The organism is Mycolicibacterium duvalii, assembly GCF_010726645.1.
GTDB lineage: Bacteria > Actinomycetota > Actinomycetes > Mycobacteriales > Mycobacteriaceae > Mycobacterium > Mycobacterium duvalii.
In genome coordinates this window covers 2620095-2637740 of the sequence record NZ_AP022563.1, presented here as the reverse complement: position 1 = coordinate 2637740, position 17646 = coordinate 2620095, and the positions used below count along the sequence as shown (strand labels likewise).

At 67.7% G+C, this 17646-nt stretch carries 16 protein-coding genes; 13 read left to right on the top strand and 3 right to left on the bottom strand.

The features are described from left to right. Window positions 1-46 precede the first annotated feature (46 nt). From G6N31_RS12395 to G6N31_RS12385, 3 genes are all read left to right on the top strand, one after another. Entirely contained in the window at window positions 47-829 is a 783-nt protein-coding gene (locus G6N31_RS12395) for a FadR/GntR family transcriptional regulator (RefSeq protein WP_098004910.1), read from the top strand. After that, on the top strand, window positions 826-1698 hold the full coding sequence (locus tag G6N31_RS12390; protein ID WP_098004939.1) for an enoyl-CoA hydratase/isomerase family protein: 873 nt from the start codon (window positions 826-828) through the stop codon (window positions 1696-1698). The genes G6N31_RS12395 and G6N31_RS12390 overlap by 4 nt, the downstream gene beginning before the upstream one ends. 77 nt (window positions 1699-1775) lie before the next feature. Further along, window positions 1776-2951 (top strand): thiolase family protein, encoded by a 1176-nt coding sequence (locus G6N31_RS12385; RefSeq protein WP_098004909.1) that lies wholly within the window; start codon window positions 1776-1778, stop codon window positions 2949-2951. Between the two features lie 24 nt (window positions 2952-2975). On the opposite strand, the gene G6N31_RS12380 is transcribed toward G6N31_RS12385, so the two are convergent. Then, window positions 2976-3725, bottom strand: a complete 750-nt coding sequence (locus G6N31_RS12380) for a TetR/AcrR family transcriptional regulator (protein WP_098004908.1) — start codon at window positions 3723-3725, stop codon at window positions 2976-2978. A 261-nt stretch (window positions 3726-3986) separates the two neighbouring features. On the opposite strand from G6N31_RS12380, the gene G6N31_RS12375 reads away from it, so the two are divergent. The 9 genes from G6N31_RS12375 to G6N31_RS12335 all read left to right on the top strand — a co-directional run bounded on the left by G6N31_RS12375 (window position 3987) and on the right by G6N31_RS12335 (window position 13764). Beyond that, window positions 3987-4748, top strand: a complete 762-nt coding sequence (locus tag G6N31_RS12375; protein ID WP_098004907.1) for a crotonase/enoyl-CoA hydratase family protein — start codon at window positions 3987-3989, stop codon at window positions 4746-4748. A gap of 4 nt (window positions 4749-4752) precedes the next feature. Continuing rightward, window positions 4753-5550, top strand: coding sequence for an SDR family NAD(P)-dependent oxidoreductase (locus tag G6N31_RS12370; protein WP_098004906.1), 798 nt, complete (start codon window positions 4753-4755; stop codon window positions 5548-5550). 206 nt (window positions 5551-5756) lie between these two features. Further along, on the top strand, window positions 5757-6620 hold the full coding sequence (locus tag G6N31_RS12365; RefSeq protein ID WP_234815423.1) for an enoyl-CoA hydratase: 864 nt from the start codon (window positions 5757-5759) through the stop codon (window positions 6618-6620). Then, window positions 6617-7837: an amidohydrolase family protein gene (locus G6N31_RS12360; protein WP_098004904.1), complete on the top strand. Its 1221-nt coding sequence runs from the start codon at window positions 6617-6619 to the stop codon at window positions 7835-7837. Before G6N31_RS12365 ends, G6N31_RS12360 begins: the two co-directional genes overlap by 4 nt. Before the next feature lie 2 nt (window positions 7838-7839). Then, on the top strand, window positions 7840-9477 hold the full coding sequence (locus G6N31_RS12355) for an acyl-CoA synthetase (protein ID WP_098004903.1): 1638 nt from the start codon (window positions 7840-7842) through the stop codon (window positions 9475-9477). Beyond that, window positions 9474-10322, top strand: coding sequence for an amidohydrolase family protein (locus G6N31_RS12350; RefSeq protein WP_098004902.1), 849 nt, complete (start codon window positions 9474-9476; stop codon window positions 10320-10322). The genes G6N31_RS12355 and G6N31_RS12350 overlap by 4 nt, the downstream gene beginning before the upstream one ends. 2 nt (window positions 10323-10324) lie before the next feature. Continuing rightward, window positions 10325-11365, top strand: a complete 1041-nt coding sequence (locus G6N31_RS12345; protein WP_098004901.1) for an acyl-CoA dehydrogenase family protein — start codon at window positions 10325-10327, stop codon at window positions 11363-11365. A 3-nt stretch (window positions 11366-11368) separates the two neighbouring features. Then, on the top strand, window positions 11369-12562 hold the full coding sequence (locus G6N31_RS12340; RefSeq protein WP_098004900.1) for an acyl-CoA dehydrogenase family protein: 1194 nt from the start codon (window positions 11369-11371) through the stop codon (window positions 12560-12562). After that, a complete protein-coding gene (locus tag G6N31_RS12335; protein WP_098004899.1) occupies window positions 12559-13764 on the top strand; it encodes a cytochrome P450 in 1206 nt (401 codons plus the stop codon). The genes G6N31_RS12340 and G6N31_RS12335 overlap by 4 nt, the downstream gene beginning before the upstream one ends. Window positions 13765-13786: 22 nt before the next feature. On the opposite strand, the gene G6N31_RS12330 is transcribed toward G6N31_RS12335, so the two are convergent. Further along, window positions 13787-14932, bottom strand: coding sequence for a thiolase family protein (locus G6N31_RS12330; RefSeq protein ID WP_098004898.1), 1146 nt, complete (start codon window positions 14930-14932; stop codon window positions 13787-13789). Between the two features lie 60 nt (window positions 14933-14992). Further along, the gene (locus G6N31_RS12325) at window positions 14993-15403 is read right to left on the bottom strand and encodes an NYN domain-containing protein (RefSeq protein WP_098004897.1); all 411 of its coding nucleotides are present in this window, start codon (window positions 15401-15403) and stop codon (window positions 14993-14995) included. A 46-nt stretch (window positions 15404-15449) separates the two neighbouring features. On the opposite strand from G6N31_RS12325, the gene G6N31_RS12320 reads away from it, so the two are divergent. After that, entirely contained in the window at window positions 15450-17645 is a 2196-nt protein-coding gene (locus G6N31_RS12320; protein ID WP_098004896.1) for a molybdopterin-containing oxidoreductase family protein, read from the top strand. Window position 17646: the final 1 nt, after the last annotated feature.

The window sequence follows — 17646 nt, the reverse complement described above, 5'->3', positions numbered from 1 at the left end:
ATTACTATCCTGTACAACTTAGCAAGGAAAGGCCGTTCGCGGAACAGTGTCAGCGCAGCGTATTCGTCAGCCCCGGGTCGCCGAGCTCGTGGCGTCGCGCCTGCGCGAGGACATTTTGACCGGACGGCTACGGGAAGGTGACGTGCTGCCGTCGCAGGAGTCGCTGTTCGCCGAGTTCGGGGTCAGCCCACCCGCGGTGCGCGAGGCGATGCACATCCTCGAATCCGAGGGCCTGATCTCGGTGCGGCGCGGCAACGTCGGGGGAGCGGTGGTGCATCTGCCGTCGGCCGCACGGGCAGCGCATCTGATCGGGATGGTGCTGCAGACCCGGGCGGCCACGCCGGCGGACGTCAGCGAGGCGCTGCTGCATCTCGAACCGATCTGCGCGGGCATGTGTGCCGCGCGGGCGGACCGGATGACCGCGGTGGTGCCGCATCTGCGGGCTGCGATCGACCTGCAGGTTGCCGAGTTCGACACGCCTGCGCGTTATGTGCCCAACGCCCGCCGGTTCCACGAGGAGATCGTGCAGCGGTGCGGCAACGAACCGATGATCCTGGTGATCGGCGCCCTCGAGGTGATCTGGTCAGCGCACGAGTCCTCGGTTTGGAGCGACGAGTGCAGCCCCGGCGATCCGATGCACCCACCGACGATGCGCGCGGCGCTGCGCGACCACAACCGCTTGCTTGACGCCATTGCCGACGGCGACTCGGCAAGGGCGGTCCGGGTGGCGCAGAACCACCTCGCGGCGGCGCGACAGAACACCCTGGCTGCGGCATCGAGCAGAACCATTGAGGCCAAACTGATTTCCAACGGACAGGAATGGACATGACCACCACCGACGACCGCGTCCTCTTCGACGTCGACCACGACACGCGGATCGCGACCATCACGCTGAACAACCCCAAACAGCGCAACTCCTACGACGCGGCGATGCGCGATCAGCTGGCGCGGTATCTCGACGACGTCGCCGAGGACGACGACCTGACCGTGGTGCTGCTGCGTGGCGCCGAAGGCGTGTTCAGCACTGGGGCGGACATGAACAACGCGTACGGCTGGTACGGGAGTAAAGAGTCCGAGCAAGCCAAGCGTCGGCCCAGCCAGCGCCGCCGACTCACCGTGGACCGCAAGACCTTCGGCTTCTACCACAACCTGATGGGCTTTCCGAAGGTCACGGTCGGCGAGATCAGCGGTTACGCTCTCGGCGGCGGGTTCGAGATGGCGTTGATGACCGATATCTCGGTGATCGGACGCGACACCCGCATCGGTATGCCGGCCACCCGCTTCCTGGGTCCGGCGCTGGGCAGCCTGCACATGTTCTTCCACCGGCTGGGTCCTGTGTTGGCGCGGCGACTGTTGCTCACCGGCGACATCATCACCGCGGCCGACGTCGAGCACGTCGGCGTCTTCACCGACACCTGCGACGCGGCGGCGGTGCCGGCCCGCGCCCGGTACTGGGCCGAGAAAGCGGCCAAGATGCCGGCCGACGGCGTGGTCATCGCCAAGGAGGCGTTCCGGTTGGTCGAACAGAGCCAGGTGTATCAGGGCGAAGAGGTGGCCAGCTACCTCTTCCACGCCTACGGGACGAACCTGCAGTTCGCGCCGGGGGAATTCAACTTCGTCAAGACCCGGGCGCAGGTCGGGACCAGGGAGGCGTTCCGGCTGCGTGACGAGCACTTCTTCGTCGCCGAGCCGGAGTGAGCTGGCTCACCCTACTGTCAGCGCTACACCTTCTGCTAGTTTTGTAACGGTCTGTCTGCGAAATCGAGGTCGAAACCATGTCAACACCCGTCATCGTCGGTGCCGCCCGCACGGCCATCGGCCGCTCCTTCAAGGGCACCCTGGTCAACACGCCGCCCGAGACGCTCATCACCACGGTGCTGCCCGAGATCGTCCGTCGCTCGGGAGTCGACCCGGCTGAGATCGACGACATCATCTTCGCCGAATCACATTACGGCGGTGGCGATCTCGCGCGCTACGCCGCCGATGCCACGGGCTTGAAGCATGTTCCGGGCCAGTCGGTGAACCGGCACTGCGCCGGCAGCCTGACCGCGATCGGCAACGCGGCGGCGCAGATCGGCTCCGGGATGGAGCGGGTGCTGATCGCCGGCGGAGTGCAGTCGCTGTCGATGACCCCGCTGGTCAATTGGCGCATCCCGGGCCCCGAACTGAAGTTCGAAGAGCGGTGGATGCCGCCCACGCACGTCGAGACGCCCGAGGCCCCGACCAGGGACATGTCGATCACCGTGGGCTGGAACACCGCCCAGTCGGCCGGCATCTCGCGAGAGGAGATGGACGCCTGGGCCGCGCGGTCGCACCAGCGCGCCATCGCCGCGATCGACGCCGGAAAGTTCGCCGACGAGATCGTCCCGCTGAAGGTCACCCAGTTCGACGGTTCGGTGGTCGATTTCAGCGTGGACGAGCATCCGCGCCGTGACACGACGGTCGAGAAGCTGGCCGGGCTGAAGGTGTTGCATCCCGAGATCGAGGGCTTCTCCATCACCGCCGGTAACAGCAGCGGCACCAACGACGCCGCGGCCGGGGTCGCGCTCGTCGAGGCCGACTACGCCGCCGCCAACGGGCTGAACGTGATGGCCAAGGTCCGGGCCTGGGGGTCGGTGGGTGTGGATCCCCGTGACACGGGTCTGGGTGGTGTGAAGGTGATCGGCAAGGTGCTCGACCGGGCCGGCCTGAAGCCCTCCGACATCACGTTGTGGGAGATCAACGAGGCGTTCGCGTCGGTGCCGATCGCGGCGTGCAAGGAGTACGGCATCGACGAGGAACTGGTGAACTTCTCCGGCAGCGGCTGCAGCCTCGGGCACCCCATCGCTGCTTCCGGAGCGCGCATGGTCACCACGCTGATCTACGAGCTGGCGCGGCGCGGCGGCGGCATCGGCGTGGCCGCTATGTGTGCGGGCGGCGGCCAGGGCGGCGGCGTCGTCGTCGAGGTCTGAGGCGCGACTCTCGGCGCCGTCAGGTCAGCGCTCGCGGGCGGAGTTCTTCGTCGGCTTGCGCCCTGCCTTGGAGTTCTCCCCGATCATGCGTGCGGCATGCTCGAGGATGCACTCCAGGCCGTATTCGAAGTTGCGGTCGTCGGATCCGCTGAGGTGATGGCCCTGCGCGGTGATCGACGCCAGCAGCGGGGCGCTGTCCGGGTCGAATGACAGCGAGTCGTCGATGTCACCGGGACCCTCGTTGGCTGCGAGGTTCTTCTCCCGCAGCCGGCGCAGCACCACCGAACCCCGCACGTGCAGCGACATCGCCGAATAGGTGTCGAAGGCCTGTTCGGGCGTCAGGCCCGCCTCCACCAGGCTGCGGACCGCGCTTTCGACCTCCTGCACGCCGAGTTTGGCGGCCCGCGGGCTCAGCGCGGACCGGATCAGGATCAGGTCGCACAGGATCGGGCTGCCCGTGAAGGTCTCCCGCATGGTGCGGGCGTGGCCGGCCAGCGTGTCGCGCCAGTCCTGGGCATCGACGTAGGGCGTCGCGAACCGCGCGTACTCACGCAGGGCGCGGTCGGTCATCGCGTTGAGCAGATCGTCCTTCTTGCGGAAGTACCAGTAGATGCTGGTGACGCCGACACCGAGGTGCTTGCCCAGCAGCGGCATGCTCAGGTTGTCGATGCCGACCTCTTCGGCGAGTTCGAACGCGCCCTTGATGATGTCGTCGGGATTGATGGACCCGCGTTCGCGCCGTTGCCGCTTTTCCGCAGTCGCCTGCTTTGCCACTGGAAAGACACCTCCATCGTCTCGACGTTCGCGCGGGGCGGCGGCCCGGCGGTCGCCTGGCCGGACGGGTCTGGCGGGGACCCGCCGGCAGCGGTAGCCTGAACTGCGCCTTTGCGTTCTCGTTGCCGGGTTGCCGAAGGCCCGACCTTACCGCGGTGCGCCGGACCGGCCCCTCCGGCACCGTTTCGCCTGGTTACTGTAAGTCCTATAGTAAGCTTTTCCAGCGGTTATCTGCGACATCCGAGCGAAAGGGCAGACCGAGTGGCTGACGAAGTTCTCCGGGAACGGCGGGGACGGGTCCTGATCATCACGATCAACCGTCCCGAGGCGCGCAACGCGTTCAACCTGGCGGTGGCGCAGGGACTGGCCGACGCGATGGACGAACTCGACGAGTCGCCCGACCTGTCGGTCGCGATCATCACCGGCGCCGGCGGGAACTTCTGCGCCGGCATGGACCTCAAGGCGTTCATGGCCGGTGAGGTGCCCGCCATCGAGGGGCGTGGGATCGGGTTCACCGAACGTCCGCCCCGCAAGCCGGTGATCGCCGCGGTGGAAGGGTATGCCCTGGCCGGCGGTACCGAGATCGTGCTGGCCACCGACCTCATCGTGGCCGCGAAGAACGCGAAGTTCGGCATCCCGGAGGTCAAGCGCGGACTGGTCGCCGCCGGCGGTGGGCTGCTGCGGCTGCAGAAGCGCATCCCATACCAGAAAGCCCTCGAGCTCGCCCTGACCGGCGACAGCTTCACCGCCGAGGAAGCCTCTGCATGGGGCTTCGTCAACGTGCTGACCGAACCCGGCGAGGCCCTCGACGGTGCGTTGAAGCTGGCCGAGCGGATCACCGCCAACGGCCCGCTGGCGATCGCGGCCACCAAAGAGGTCATCATGAAATCCGCGGACTGGAGCCAGGACGAGATGTGGAAGAAGCAGGGGGAGATCGTCTTCCCGGTCTTCTCGTCGAAGGACGCGATGGAGGGGGCCACGGCGTTCGCCGAGAAGCGCCAACCCAATTGGACCGGCACCTGAGCGCGTGGACCTAGGGCTGCGCGACTCCACCGCCGTGGTCGTCGGAGGCGGCGGAGGCATGGGTCTGGCCTCGGCGCGATGTCTGGCCGAGGACGGCGCACGGGTCGCGGTGATCGGTCGGACCCGGCAGGCTCTGGACCGCGCCGCCGCCGACCTGCGCGACCGCGGAAGTCCCGACGCGGTCGGTCTGATCGCCGACACGGTCGACCAGGGACAGGTCGAGCGGGCCTTCGCCGAGATCTCCGATCGGTGGGGCGGTCAGCTCAACATCCTGATCAACGCGGTCGGGCCGACGGTGCGGGGCACCTTCGACGAACTGAGCGACGCCGACTGGCGGCAGGCCGTCGACGAAGGCGCGATGGGCATGGTGCACTGCGTGCGCGCCGCGCTGCCGTTGCTGCGCGCCGCGGAATGGGCGCGCATCGTGAACTTCTCAGCGCACTCGACGCAGCGGCAGAGCACGATTCTGCCGGCCTACACCGCGGCCAAGGCGATGGTCACCAGCATCTCCAAGAACCTGTCGCTGCTGCTGGCGCCGGACGAGATCCTGGTCAATGTGGTGTCGCCGGGCAGTGTGGCGTCCGAGGCGCTGCGGGGGTGGGCGGCGTCGGTCGGGGTGGACGGCGACGACCCGTACGCGTTGATGCGGGCGATCGACGAACACTTCGGCCACCCGGCACACCTGCCGCGGGCCGGACTGCCCAGTGAGGTCGGGCCCGTGGTCGCGTTCCTGGCTTCGCGCCGCAACTCCTACATGACGGGGGCCAACGTCAATGTCGACGGCGGGAGCGACTTCACCTAGCCACCAGCGTGAGTGGCGCGCGGCGAGCAGTGCCCGGCGACCACCTGCACCACCCCGCGGGGAGCGTCGGAGCGTCGGCGCGGCAGCCGATTCCGATCATGAACGCCCACCGCGAGATCGCCGGGACGGCAGCTCGCCGGCATTGCGGAAGCCACTACCGATAGGTGTACAGTATGAGCATCTATCGAGCTGAGGAGGGCATCGGCGTGAGTGCAGCCGAACGCGTCGCCGCACCCGGTGCGGCCCCGGGCGACCAGCCGGTGCGCTACGAAGTGCATGACACCGGGGTGGCGGTGCTGACGCTGAATCGTCCCGAACGGATGAACGCCTGGGGCGGGGGTCTGGCCGGCGCGTTCTACCGGTGCATCGACCGCGCCGAAGCCGATCCGGCGGTGCGGGTGATCGTGCTGACCGGCGCCGGGCGGGCGTTCTGCGCCGGCGCCGACATGGGTGATCTCGACGGCATCGGCAGTGTGAGTGCCTCCGCAGCGGATACCGATGTCACCCAGTTGGTCGGCGAACGTCATCCGCACTTCGTGACCGAGCTGCACAAACCCGTCGTCGCCGCGATCAACGGGGCGTGCGCGGGCATCGGCCTGACCCAGGCGCTGATGTGCGACATCCGTTTCGCCGCGGCCGGCGCGAAGTTCACCACGGCGTTCTCGCGGCGCGGCTTGATCGCCGAGTACGGCATCTCCTGGATCCTGCCCCGGGTGGTGGGCTGGGGCGCCGCGCTGGACCTGTTGTTGTCCGGCCGCACCTTCTATGCCGACGAGGCCAAAGAGCTCGGGCTGGTCAAGGAGGTCGTCGCGCCCGAGGAACTGTTGCCGCGGGCGTTGGCCTACGCCGAGGACATGGCCGCGCACTGCGCACCCAGCGCATTGGCCGTGATCAAACGTCAGATCTATGGCGACGCTCTGCGAAACGTGCACGACACCAGTGCCCGGGCGGAGACACTGATGCACGAGTCGATGCAGCGGCCCGACTTCATCGAAGGCATCACGGCCTTCTTCGAGAAGAGACAGCCCCACTTCGGCCCCATGGAACTGGAGAAGGAGGACGCGTCATGAACGCTCCGCAGCCCTTGGACTACCGCGCGATCGACGTCGACAACCACTACTACGAACCGCTCGACGCGTTCACCCGGCATCAGCCCAAGGAGTTCCGCAGCCGCGGCGTGCAGATGGTGCAGGACGGCAAGCGGACCTTGGCAGTGTTCGGCGGCGTGGTCAACCATTTCATTCCGAACCCGTCGTTCGACCCGATCATCGAACCCGGCTGTCTGGATCTGTTGTTCCGCGGCGAGATCCCCGAGGGGGTCGACCCCGCGTCGCTGATGAAGGTCGACCGGCTCGCCGATCACCCCGAATACCAGAATCGCGACGCTCGCGTGACGATCCTCGACAAGCAGAACCTCGAGACGGTGTTCATGCTGCCGACTTTCGCCTGCGGGGTGGAGGAAGGTCTCAAGCACGACATCGAGGCAACCATGGTGGCGATGCACGCCTTCAACCTGTGGTTGGACGAGGACTGGGGATTCCACCGTCCCGACGGCCGGATCGTCTCCGCGCCGATCATCTCGCTGGCCGATCCGGAAAAGGCCGTGCAGGAAGTCGAATTCGTGCTCAGCCGCGGCGCCAAGATCGTCTGTGTGCGTCCTGCGCCGGTGCCCGGTCTGGTGCGTCCGCGCTCGCTGGGCGACCCGGTGCACGACCCCGTGTGGGCACGGCTGGCCGAGGCCGGCGTCCCGGTGGTGTTCCACCTGTCGGACTCCGGCTACATGGCGATCCCCGCGCTGTGGGGCGGCAGCGGTGTGTTCAAGGGTTTCGGCAAGCGGGATCCGCTCGACATGGTGATCATGGACGACCGCGCCATCCACGATTCCCTGGCATCGATGATCGTCCATCAGGTGTTCACCCGGCACCCCAAGCTCAAGGTGGCCAGCATCGAGAACGGGTCCTACTTCGTCTACCGGTTGATCAAGCGGCTCAAGAAGTCGGCCAACACCGCGCCGTACCACTACAAGGAAGACCCTGTGGAGCAGCTGCGGAACAACGTGTGGATCGCGCCATACTACGAGGACGACGTCAAACTCCTCGCCGAGACCATCGGTGTGGAGCGCATCCTCTTCGGTTCGGACTGGCCGCACGGCGAGGGCCTGGCGGATCCGATGACGTTCACCGCCGACATCCCGCAGTTCCCGGAGTTCAGCGCCGAGGACACCCGGAAGGTGATGCGCGACAACGCACTCGATCTGCTCGGTGTCGACGTGACGGTCACCGCGTAGTCATGCCAGAGTGGACCATCGGCGGTGTCCTCGACGCCATCGCCGCCGCGGTACCCGACCGGGTGATGACGGTCTGCGGTGACCGCAGGAGCACCTACGCGCAGACCGCCGACCGTACCCGTCGGCTCGCGAACTTTCTGGCCGGCAACGGAATCGGCATTCAGCGCGAACGCAGTGAGCTGCAGCGCTGGGAGTGCGGGCAGGATCGCGTCGCGCTGATCATGCACAACGATCTCTATCCCGACATGGTGATCGGAACGCTGAAGGCGCGCGCCGTCCCGGTCAACGTGAACTTCCACTACACGCCCCGTGAGGTCGAGGACCTCCTGGCGTATCTGAAGCCGCGGGCGGTGATCTGCCACCGGTCTCTGGGCGCGAAGTTCGCCGACGTGCTGCGCGGCGCCGGTGTGGAGCTGGTGATCTCGATCGACGACGGGGCAGAGCCGGAAGAATCGGAGCCGCAGCCCGCGGGCGCCGTGCCTCTGGACGAGGCGCTGGCCGCGGGTGACGCCGACCAGGACATCACCCCCTCTCCCGACGACGTGATGATGATCTGCACCGGCGGGACCACCGGCCGGCCCAAGGGCGTGATGTGGCGGCAGGCCGACACCTACGTGATCTCCATGAACGGCGCCGACCACGAGTCCGCCACCGAGATCCACGACAAGGTCGCCCACGCCGGCCCCCCATGGTTCGCAGTCTCGCCGCTGATGCACGCCGCCGGCATGTGGACGGCGTTCGCGGCGCTGCTCAACGGACAGACCGTGATCCTCTACGACAAGACGACCCTCGACCCGGCCGCGGTGCTGCGGACCGCTGAGACAGAGAAGGTCGGCCTGATGACGATGGTCGGCGACGCCTACGCCGGCCCGCTGATCGACGAGCTGCGGCGGCATCGTTACGACCTGTCGTCGCTGTTCGCAATCGGCACCGGCGGAGCGGCGACCAATCAGCGCCACCAGGACGCGCTACTGGAACTGCTGCCGCAGATCACGCTGATCAACGGCTACGGGTCCTCGGAGACCGGCAACATGGCGTTCGGGCGTAGCCAGAACGGTGACCGCAAGGACACCTTCGAACGACGCGACGGGGTCGTGCTGCTGTCGGAGGACCGCACCCGCTTCGTCGCCCCCGGCGAGACCGAGGTCGGCTGGGTGGCGCGCGAGGGGCGGATTCCGTTGGGCTACTTCGACGATGCCGAAGCAACCCTGCGGACCTTCCCGGAGGTCGACGGCCGCCGGGTGGTGATCTCGGGGGACCGCGGCTCGCTGGAGGGCGATGGCACGCTGCGGCTGTTCGGCCGGGATTCGCTGGTGGTCAACACCGGCGGGGAGAAGGTGTTCGTCGAAGAGGTCGAGGAAGTGCTGCGAGCCCATCCCGACGTCGTCGACGCGCTGGTGGTCAGCAGGCCGAGCGAGCGCTGGGGCGAGGAACTGGTGGCGATCGTCGCGCCCCGCGGCGGGGCCGTGCCGAGCGAGGCATCGCTGCTGGAGTTGTGCCACCAGCAGTTGGCCCGCTACAAGGCGCCCAAGGAACTCGTCTTCGTCGGGCAGGTGCGCCGGCTCGGCAACGGCAAGGCCGACTACCGCTGGGCCAAAGACCAAGCCGTGCAGCGTGGTTCCCTGGCGGGCCGGTCATGACCCACCGAGTGAACCGTGTCATTGATGGCCTGGTCAACGTGCATTTCGGGGAGACGGCCAAGCAGCCCGAGTTCATGCTCAAGGTTCGCGACGACTACTTCAAGGGACCGAAGTCGCTCTACGAGCAAGTCGAGTTGCCCGCCCTGCTCGACGAGATGGCCGAGCACGGTGTGGAGAAGGCCATCCTGATGGACAATCTGGTGAAGCCGTCGGTCACCGCGCGCTCGTTCGTGGAGCAGCGGCCGGACAAGTTCGCGCTCGCGATCGGCGGGGTCAATCTGCTGCGCCCGATGCCGTCGCTGCGGGAGCTGACCGCGGTGGTGGCCGACCTGCCGGTCGCGTATGCCGCTGTGGGGCCGAGCTTCTGGGGTGACGGTATGTACCCGCCCAGCGACGCGGTGTACTACCCGCTCTACACCAAGTGCGCGGAACTCGAACTGCCGCTGTGCGTCAACACCGGCCTGCCGGGCCCGCCCATTCCGGGCGAGGTGCAGAACCCGATCCACCTCGACCGCGTCTGTGTGCGGTTCCCGGAGCTGAAGCTGTGCATGATCCACGGCGCCGACCCGTGGTGGGATGTCGCAATCCGGCTGCTGATCAAGTACGCCAACCTGCGCGTTATGACGTCGGCGTGGTCACCGAAACGCCTGCCCGACAGCCTGCTGCACTTCATGCGCACCCGCGGGAAGAACAAGGTGATCTTCGCGTCGGATTGGCCGGTACTGCGGCAGAGCCGGGTCGTGCCCGAGGCGCTGGCGCTCGATCTGCCGCCCGAGGTGCTCGACAACTACCTGTACCACAACGCGAACGACTTCTTCTTCGGCACGAAGGAACAGGAGACCTGACCATGGACCGCTACGAACTGCGCAGGCTCGACTACAGCCTGTCGGAGGACCATCAGGCACTGCAGGCGGCCTACAAGGACTTTTTCGCCAGCCACTGCTCGATCGAGACGGTGCGCGCCGCCGAGGAGACCGGGTTCGACAAGAACCTGTGGGAACGGTTGTGCGCCATGGGTGCGACATCGATGGCGCTGCCGGAAAGCGCCGGCGGCGACGGCGCCACGCTGGTGGATCTGACCCTGGTGGCCGAGGAGGTCGGCCGGTCGCTGGCCCCGGTGCCCTGGATCGACCACGTGTGCGCCGCGCGCCTGCTCGGCCGTCTCGGGTCGGTGGACCCCGACGTGGTGAGCGGAACGACGGTCGTCGGCCTCGATGCCCAACAGGACAAGTCCCGCGGGGTCCGGTTGATCCCGGCGGGTTCGATCGCCGACCGCATCGTGCTGCGCGACGGTGACGACGTGGTGCTGCTGACCTATGGCTCCCGGCCCGCACGCGTCGACAACATCGGCAAGCTGCCGATGGCGTGGGTTGATCCGGCGGCCGCCGACCAGCGCACCGTGCTGGCCAGCGGCGGCGCCGCGATCGACGAGTACCAGCGCGCGCTCGACGAGTGGCGGCTGCTGACCGGTGCCGCCCTCGTGGGCCTGGTCGAGGAGACGATGACGATCGCCGCCGAGTTCGCCAAGACCCGCTACACCCTCGGGGTGCCGATCTCGACGCTGCAGGCGATCTCACATCCGCTGGCCAACATCGCCATCACCGTCGCCGGCGGACGCAACCTCGCCCGCCGTGCGGCCTGGTTCCTCGACAACGAGCCCGCCGAACGGCCGGAGCTGGCGCCGTCGGTGTTCGTCTTCATGGCCGAGGAGGCCGCCAAGGCCGCCACCATGGCGGTGCACGTCCAAGGTGGACTCGGGGTGTCGGCCGAAGCGGCCGCGACCGCCTACTTGGTGCGTGCCCGCGGCTGGGCGATCGCCGGGGGAGACCCGGGCGTCACCGCCAAACACATCGCACGCCTGGTCGCCGATCGGGAAGGACGGAGCTGAGTCATGGATTTCTCCCGGGTAGAGCTGGCCGACGAGGACCAGAGGTTCCAGGACGAGCTTCGCGGTTTCCTGAGCGAGATCGTCACCGAGGAGGTGATCCGCCGCGACCGCGAGACCGGGGACAACTTCGACGAGGGCGTGCACCTGGCGCTCGGGGCCGCCGGTTATCTCGATCGTGACTGGAATCCGGAGTGCCCCAACCCGTTCACCCGCCTGCAGCGCCGGATCTGGGAGTTGGAGAAGCGGCGCGCTCACGTCCCGTGGGTGACCTCGGGCACTACGGCGATGATCTCCAGGTCGGTGCAGAAGTTCGGTTCGGCCGAGCTGAAGGACGAGGTGCTGCCCAAGGTCTACAGCGGGCATGTGCGCATGTGTCTGGGCTACACCGAACCCGAGGGCGGATCGGACGTCGCCACCTGCAAGACCCGCGCCGTGCGTGACGGGTCGACGTGGGTGATCAATGGGTCGAAGATGTTCACCACGGGCGCGCACAACTGCCAGTACGTCTTCCTCATCACCAACACCGACCCGACCGCACCCAAGCATTCGAGCCTGACGATGTTCCTGGTGCCGCTGGACACTCCCGGCATCGAGATCCAGGGCATCCGCACCGTCGACGGGGACCGCACCAACATCGTCTACTACAGCGACGTCAGGGTCGACGACCGCTACCGCCTCGGCGGCGTCAACGAGGGCTGGAAGGTAGTCCGTGAGCCGCTCGACGCCGAACACGGCGCCGTGGACGCTGCGGACGACGGCCTGGCCGACGTGTCGATCATGATGCACCAGGCCAACTTCATGGCCACCGCCGTCGACAAGGCCGCCGAGAAGTCGGCGGTGCCGGATCCCAACGGCGACAGACTGATCGACGACGGTGCCGTGGCGTTTCGGCTGGGCCGCAGCGTCGCCCGGCTGGAAGCCGCGCTGTCGGCGCCGAGCATCTTCGGCCGCGTCGCCCTGGCCCAGACGATGCGCGACATCTCGCCGGATCTGATGGACATCATGGGCGCTGCCTCCGCGCTGCCGGTCGGTACCGAAGGCGCGGCCGACGACGGCGCCTCGGAGTACATCTACCGGTTCGCCCCGCTGGTCGGGATCTACGGCGGCACCCTCGAGGTGTTCCGCAACATGATCGCGCAGTACGTGCTCGGGCTGGGCAAGCCGAACTACTCGCCACCGGCGAAGAAGGCGTCGTGAGCTCGGCAACGGTTTCGTTCGACCCGTTCTCCGACGAGTTCTTCACCTCGCCGTACGAGACCTATCGGCGATTACGGGAAGAAGCGCCGGTCTATTACAGCGAACAGTTCGACTTCTACGCGCTGACCCGCCACGAAGACGTCGCCGCGGCGTTCAAGGACCACGAGACGTTCTCGTCGGCCTACGGGGTCGACCTCGCCGAGGTTCGCAAGGGCGAACCGACCAAGCACGGTTCGATCATCGCGATGGACCCGCCGGCGCACCGGCGGATGCGCAGCCTGCTCAACAAGGTGTTCACACCGCGAGCCATCGAAGCCCACCGGGGCCTGGTGACGCGGCTGATCGACAAGCACCTGGCCGCGCTGGATCCCGATGGCTTCGACTTCGTGCAGGACTTCTCAGCGCGGTTCCCCGTCGACATCATGACCACCATGCAGGGGGTCCCCGACGAGGACCACCAGCAGGTGCGGCTGTGGATCGATGAGCTGCTGCACCGTGAGCACGGCGAGGTGGACATGACCGAGGCCGGCCGCAAGGCCGGCGTCGACATGGCCGTGTACTACTACCAGCTGATCAAACAGCGCCGCGACAACCTCGGCGACGATCTGCTCAGCAAGCTCATCGCGGCCGAGATCGAACGGGACAACGGCGAGACGGAGCCGTTGAACAACGTCGAGATCACCGAGTTCGCGATGCTGCTCGGCGGAGCGGGCGCCGAGACGGTCACCAAGCTACTCGGTAGCGCGGCGGTGGTGTTCGCCGAGAACCCCGACCAGTGGCAGTTGCTGCTCGACGACCGCGGCAAGATCCCGCTGGCGGTCGAGGAGTTGCTGCGCTACGAGGCGCCCGCGCAGTACAACGTGCGGTGCACGCTGCGTGAGGTCGAACTGCATGGCGTGACGATTCCGGCGGGCAAACCGGTTTTCCTGGTCGGCGGGTCGGCCAACCGCGATCCCCAAGCCTGGACCGACCCCGACAGCTTCGACATCGATCGCAACCGTACCGAGGCGCAGAATCTCGGTCTGGGCTACGGAATTCACAGCTGCCTCGGCGCGGCACTGGCACGCATGGAAAGTGCTGTCGCACTGGACCGGATGCTCGATTTCATGCCGCGCTACGAGGTCGACCGAAGCCGGTGCACCCGCGTCAACATGCAGAACGTGGCGGGCTGGCGCAACGTCCCGGTCCGAGTGCTGCGATAGTCTCGGCCCCTCTGTCCGGCCCTCAGGTGGTCAGAATCGTCGCGCCCGCGGTGCCGGGCGCACCGTAGAGCTGGGCGAAGCCGACCTTGGGTTCGCCCGGGATCTGACGGTCGCCGGCCTGTCCCCGCAACTGGCGCACGATCTCATGGATCTGACGTAGCCCGGACGCGCCGATCGGCTCGCCGTTGGCCAGCAGGCCGCCGTCGGTGTTGACCGGCATGGCGCCGCCGATCTCGGTGGTGCCTTCGGCGAGCAGCTTCTCCTGATCGCCGTCGGGGCAGAATCCGCATTCGGCCATGTGGATGATCTCGGCGCCGGCATCGGTGTCCTGGAGCTGGATCACGTCGACGTCTTCCGGTGCGACACCGGCCTTCTCGAACGCCGAACGTGCCGCGTATACCGTCGGCGCGACGTCCTCGTCGACCGGGGCGAACGTCGTATTCACCTCGTAGGCCCCGTACTTGCGGGTGCGGACCTCCACCGCGCGCACGTAGACCGGCTTGTCGGTGTACCGGTGCGCAATGTCGGCGCGGCACATCACCACCGCGGCCGCGCCCTCGTCGGGGGAGCAGAACATGTACTGCGTCAGCGGATAGTTCAGCATCGGCGAGTTCAGGATGGCGTCCTCGTCCATCGGCTTGCGACGGAACGCGTTCGGGTTCAGCGCCCCATTGCGCAGGTTCTTGTTGACCACCTTGGCCAGCGTCCGGTGGCTGATGCCGTGCTCGTGCAGATAGCGGTTGGCCTTCATGCCGAAGAACTGGGTGGTCAGGTACTGACCGTTCTCGGCGTACCAGCTCGGCATGCCCACCAAGGCCGGATCTTCGGTGAAGGCGCCGCGCGGATGCTTGTCCAGGCCTACGGCGATGCCGATGTCGTAGTCGCCCAGCCGAATTCCGTCAGCGCAGGCCTTGGTGGCACTGGCCGCGGTGGCGCAGGCGTTGAACACGTTGGTGAACGGGATGCCGGACAGCCCCACCATGCCGACGATGGCGTCGGGGTTGGCGACGGTCCAGCTGCCGCCGACACCGAACTGGATGTCGTTCCACGCCACGCCTGCGTCGGCGACCGCGGCGGTGATGGCGTCGACGCCCATCTCCATCGCGGTCTTGCCCTCGAACCTGCCGAACGGGTGCAGTCCCACGCCGATGATCGCTACGTCGTGCATACCTGTGCGGTTCCTTCCGGGCAGAACAACCTGACGGTGCAACGGTAAATGTTACGGTAACTACCGTTGGTTGGAAACGTCCGGGCCCCCGTCCGGCGAGCGCGGGTCGATCAGCTCGCGCAGCCGTTCGGCCGGGAAGACCGTCGCGCCGGCGTCGCGCACCCGTGCGGCCAGCCCGCGATCGGAGGTGGCGACGTGGACGTCGGCAGGTCGCGCCGCACCCTGCACCAGCCGGACGATCTCGTCATCGGCCGAATTCGGTGCCGCGGCAGGCGCATGCGTCACGGTGATGACCGTCGAGGTCACCGGTGGTCTCGGTGGCTTCTCGAAGACCACCGTCACGTCGAGCCCATCGGCCTGTGCCCACCGTTCCAGGTGGCCGACCAGGCCGGTCATCGCGCGGTGGCGGTCCCGCCACCATCCGTCGGGGCGACAGCCGATCACGTTCATGCCATCGACAATCCAGCGCACCGTGCGCAGACTATCTGCACCGGCACTTCCCCGAGAGGCTTCTGACATGGCAGACCCCACCGCGTCGACCGTCGAGCACAAGGTGACGTTCTGTCGCATCTGCGAACCGCTGTGCGGCATGATCGCCACCGTCGAGGACGGCAGGCTCACCGCGCTGCGCCCGGACAAGGACCATCCGCTGTCGTCGGGTTTCGCCTGCCAGAAGGGCATCGCATTCACCGAGGTGGTCAACGACCCCGATCGCGTCACCGCGCCGCTGCGGCGCACCCCGACGGGCTTCGAAGAGGTCAGTTGGGACGAGGCGCTGGGGGATATCGCCGGCCGGTTGTCGGCCGTCCTGGCCGCGCACGGACCGGGCGCCGTCGGCTGGTACATGGGCAACCCCGGCGCGTTCAGCTATGCCCATGTGTTGTCGGCGCTGGGGTTCATCAAGGGGCTCGGCCGGGGCAGCCACTTCTACACTGCGTCCTCGCAGGACACCAACAGCCGGTTGATGGCCAGCCAATTGCTCTACGGCACCCCGACATCGGTGCCGATCCCGGATCTGACCCGTACCGATCTGCTGATCGTGATGGGCGCCAATCCGGTGGTGTCGCACGGTAGCTTTCTGACCGCGCCGCGGATCAAAGACCGGATGCACGACATCGTCAAGCGCGGCGGCCGCGTCGTGGTCATCGATCCGCGGCGGACCGAGACCGCGGCGATGTTCGAGTGGTGCGGCATCGTGCCCGACACCGACTCGCTGCTGCTGTTGTCGTTGCTGCAGGTGCTTTTCGCCGAGGGCCTCGCCGACGTCGACCACCTCGCGGCGTCCGCCGACGGAGTCGAATGGCTGCGCGCCCAGGTGCAGCGGTTCACCCCCGAGTCGACCGCGGCCACGACCGGGATCGACGCCGACGTGGTCCGCGGGCTGGCCCGTGACCTCGCGTCGACGCCGCGGGCCGCGATCTACGGCCGGCTGGGGACCTGCGTCGGCCGCTACGGCACGTTGACGTCGTATCTGATCGACGTGGTGAACCTGGTCGCGGGCAACCTCGACCGCCCCGGGGGGTCGGTGTTCGGCGGCCTCGGCCTGCCCGCCGAACAGTGGGTCAACACCGCGATGGGGGCGGTGCTGCGCAGAACCTACCGGCGCCGGCGCTCGCGGATCGGCGGGGTGCCCGCGCTGATCGGTTCCGAACCGGCGGCGCTGATGGCCAAGGAGATCCTCACCCCGGGGCAGCGGCAGATCCGGGCGCTGTTCATCAGCGCGGGAAACCCGGTGCTCTCGGTGCCCAACGGTGACGAACTGGAATCGGCGCTGGGCTCACTGGAGCTGTCGGTGGCGCTGGACTTCTACCTGACCGAGACCACCGCGCAGTGCGACTACGTCCTGCCGGTGACCACGATGTACGAGCGCGACGACTTCCCGCTGACGTTCCAGCTTTTCCAGGCCACGCCGTTCCGGCAGGCCACCGAGGCCGTGGTGGCGCCCGTCGGGCAGTCCCGGCCGGAGTCACAGATCGTCGGTGAGCTGATCGGGCGGCTGTCCGGTCGGGTGCCGGCGTTCACGGCGCTGACCGCGATGGGCACGGTGATGAGCCGCGTCGGCGTCGGCGTGACGGCGCGGCGGTTCGCCGACGGCATCATCCGGGTCGCTGGAGGCGGCGACCGGTTCGGGCTGCGGCGCGGCGGGCTGACGTTCGACCGGCTGACCCGGGAACATCCCCACGGCAAGATCCTCGACCCGCATCTGGGCACCGGCCGCCTGCGGCGGGTGATCGGTTACCCGAACCGTCGGATCCAGCTGCGTCACAACGCCATCGCCGAGCAGATCGCGACGCTGTCGGGCCAGCAGTACCCGGCTGACTATCCGCTACGGATGATCGGTATGCGCGAAACCCGTTCGGAGAACTCGTGGATGCACAACGCGCCGTTGTTGATGCGTGGCGAGCGCGGTCACCATGGCTTGATGAACGCCGATGACGCCGCCGAGCTGGGCGTCGAAGACGGTGCGCACGTGCAGGTCACTTCGCCCTACGGGCAGATCACCGTGCCGGTGAAGCTGACCAAGGATCTCACGGCAGGGGTGGTGGCGCTGCCGCACGGCTGGGGACACAAGGGCACCGGCGGGTGGCAGCTGGCCAACAAGGCCGGCGGCGCCAACGTCAACCAGCTGACGTCCAGCGATCCCGCCGACGTCGAGCCGCTCAGCGGAATGGCGTGGTTGACCGGCGTCCCCGTGCGTGTCGAACCGGTCTAGC

Coding starts and splice junctions, on each gene's coding strand:
- G6N31_RS12340 (WP_098004900.1), top strand. CDS start 11,369: ATGGATTTCTCCCGGGTAGAGCTGGCCGACGAGGACCAGAGGTTCCAG.
- G6N31_RS12360 (WP_098004904.1), top strand. CDS start 6,617: ATGAACGCTCCGCAGCCCTTGGACTACCGCGCGATCGACGTCGACAAC.
- G6N31_RS12330 (WP_098004898.1), bottom strand. CDS start 14,932: ATGCACGACGTAGCGATCATCGGCGTGGGACTGCACCCGTTCGGCAGG.
- G6N31_RS12390 (WP_098004939.1), top strand. CDS start 826: ATGACCACCACCGACGACCGCGTCCTCTTCGACGTCGACCACGACACG.
- G6N31_RS12345 (WP_098004901.1), top strand. CDS start 10,325: ATGGACCGCTACGAACTGCGCAGGCTCGACTACAGCCTGTCGGAGGAC.
- G6N31_RS12385 (WP_098004909.1), top strand. CDS start 1,776: ATGTCAACACCCGTCATCGTCGGTGCCGCCCGCACGGCCATCGGCCGC.
- G6N31_RS12355 (WP_098004903.1), top strand. CDS start 7,840: ATGCCAGAGTGGACCATCGGCGGTGTCCTCGACGCCATCGCCGCCGCG.
- G6N31_RS12320 (WP_098004896.1), top strand. CDS start 15,450: ATGGCAGACCCCACCGCGTCGACCGTCGAGCACAAGGTGACGTTCTGT.
- G6N31_RS12350 (WP_098004902.1), top strand. CDS start 9,474: ATGACCCACCGAGTGAACCGTGTCATTGATGGCCTGGTCAACGTGCAT.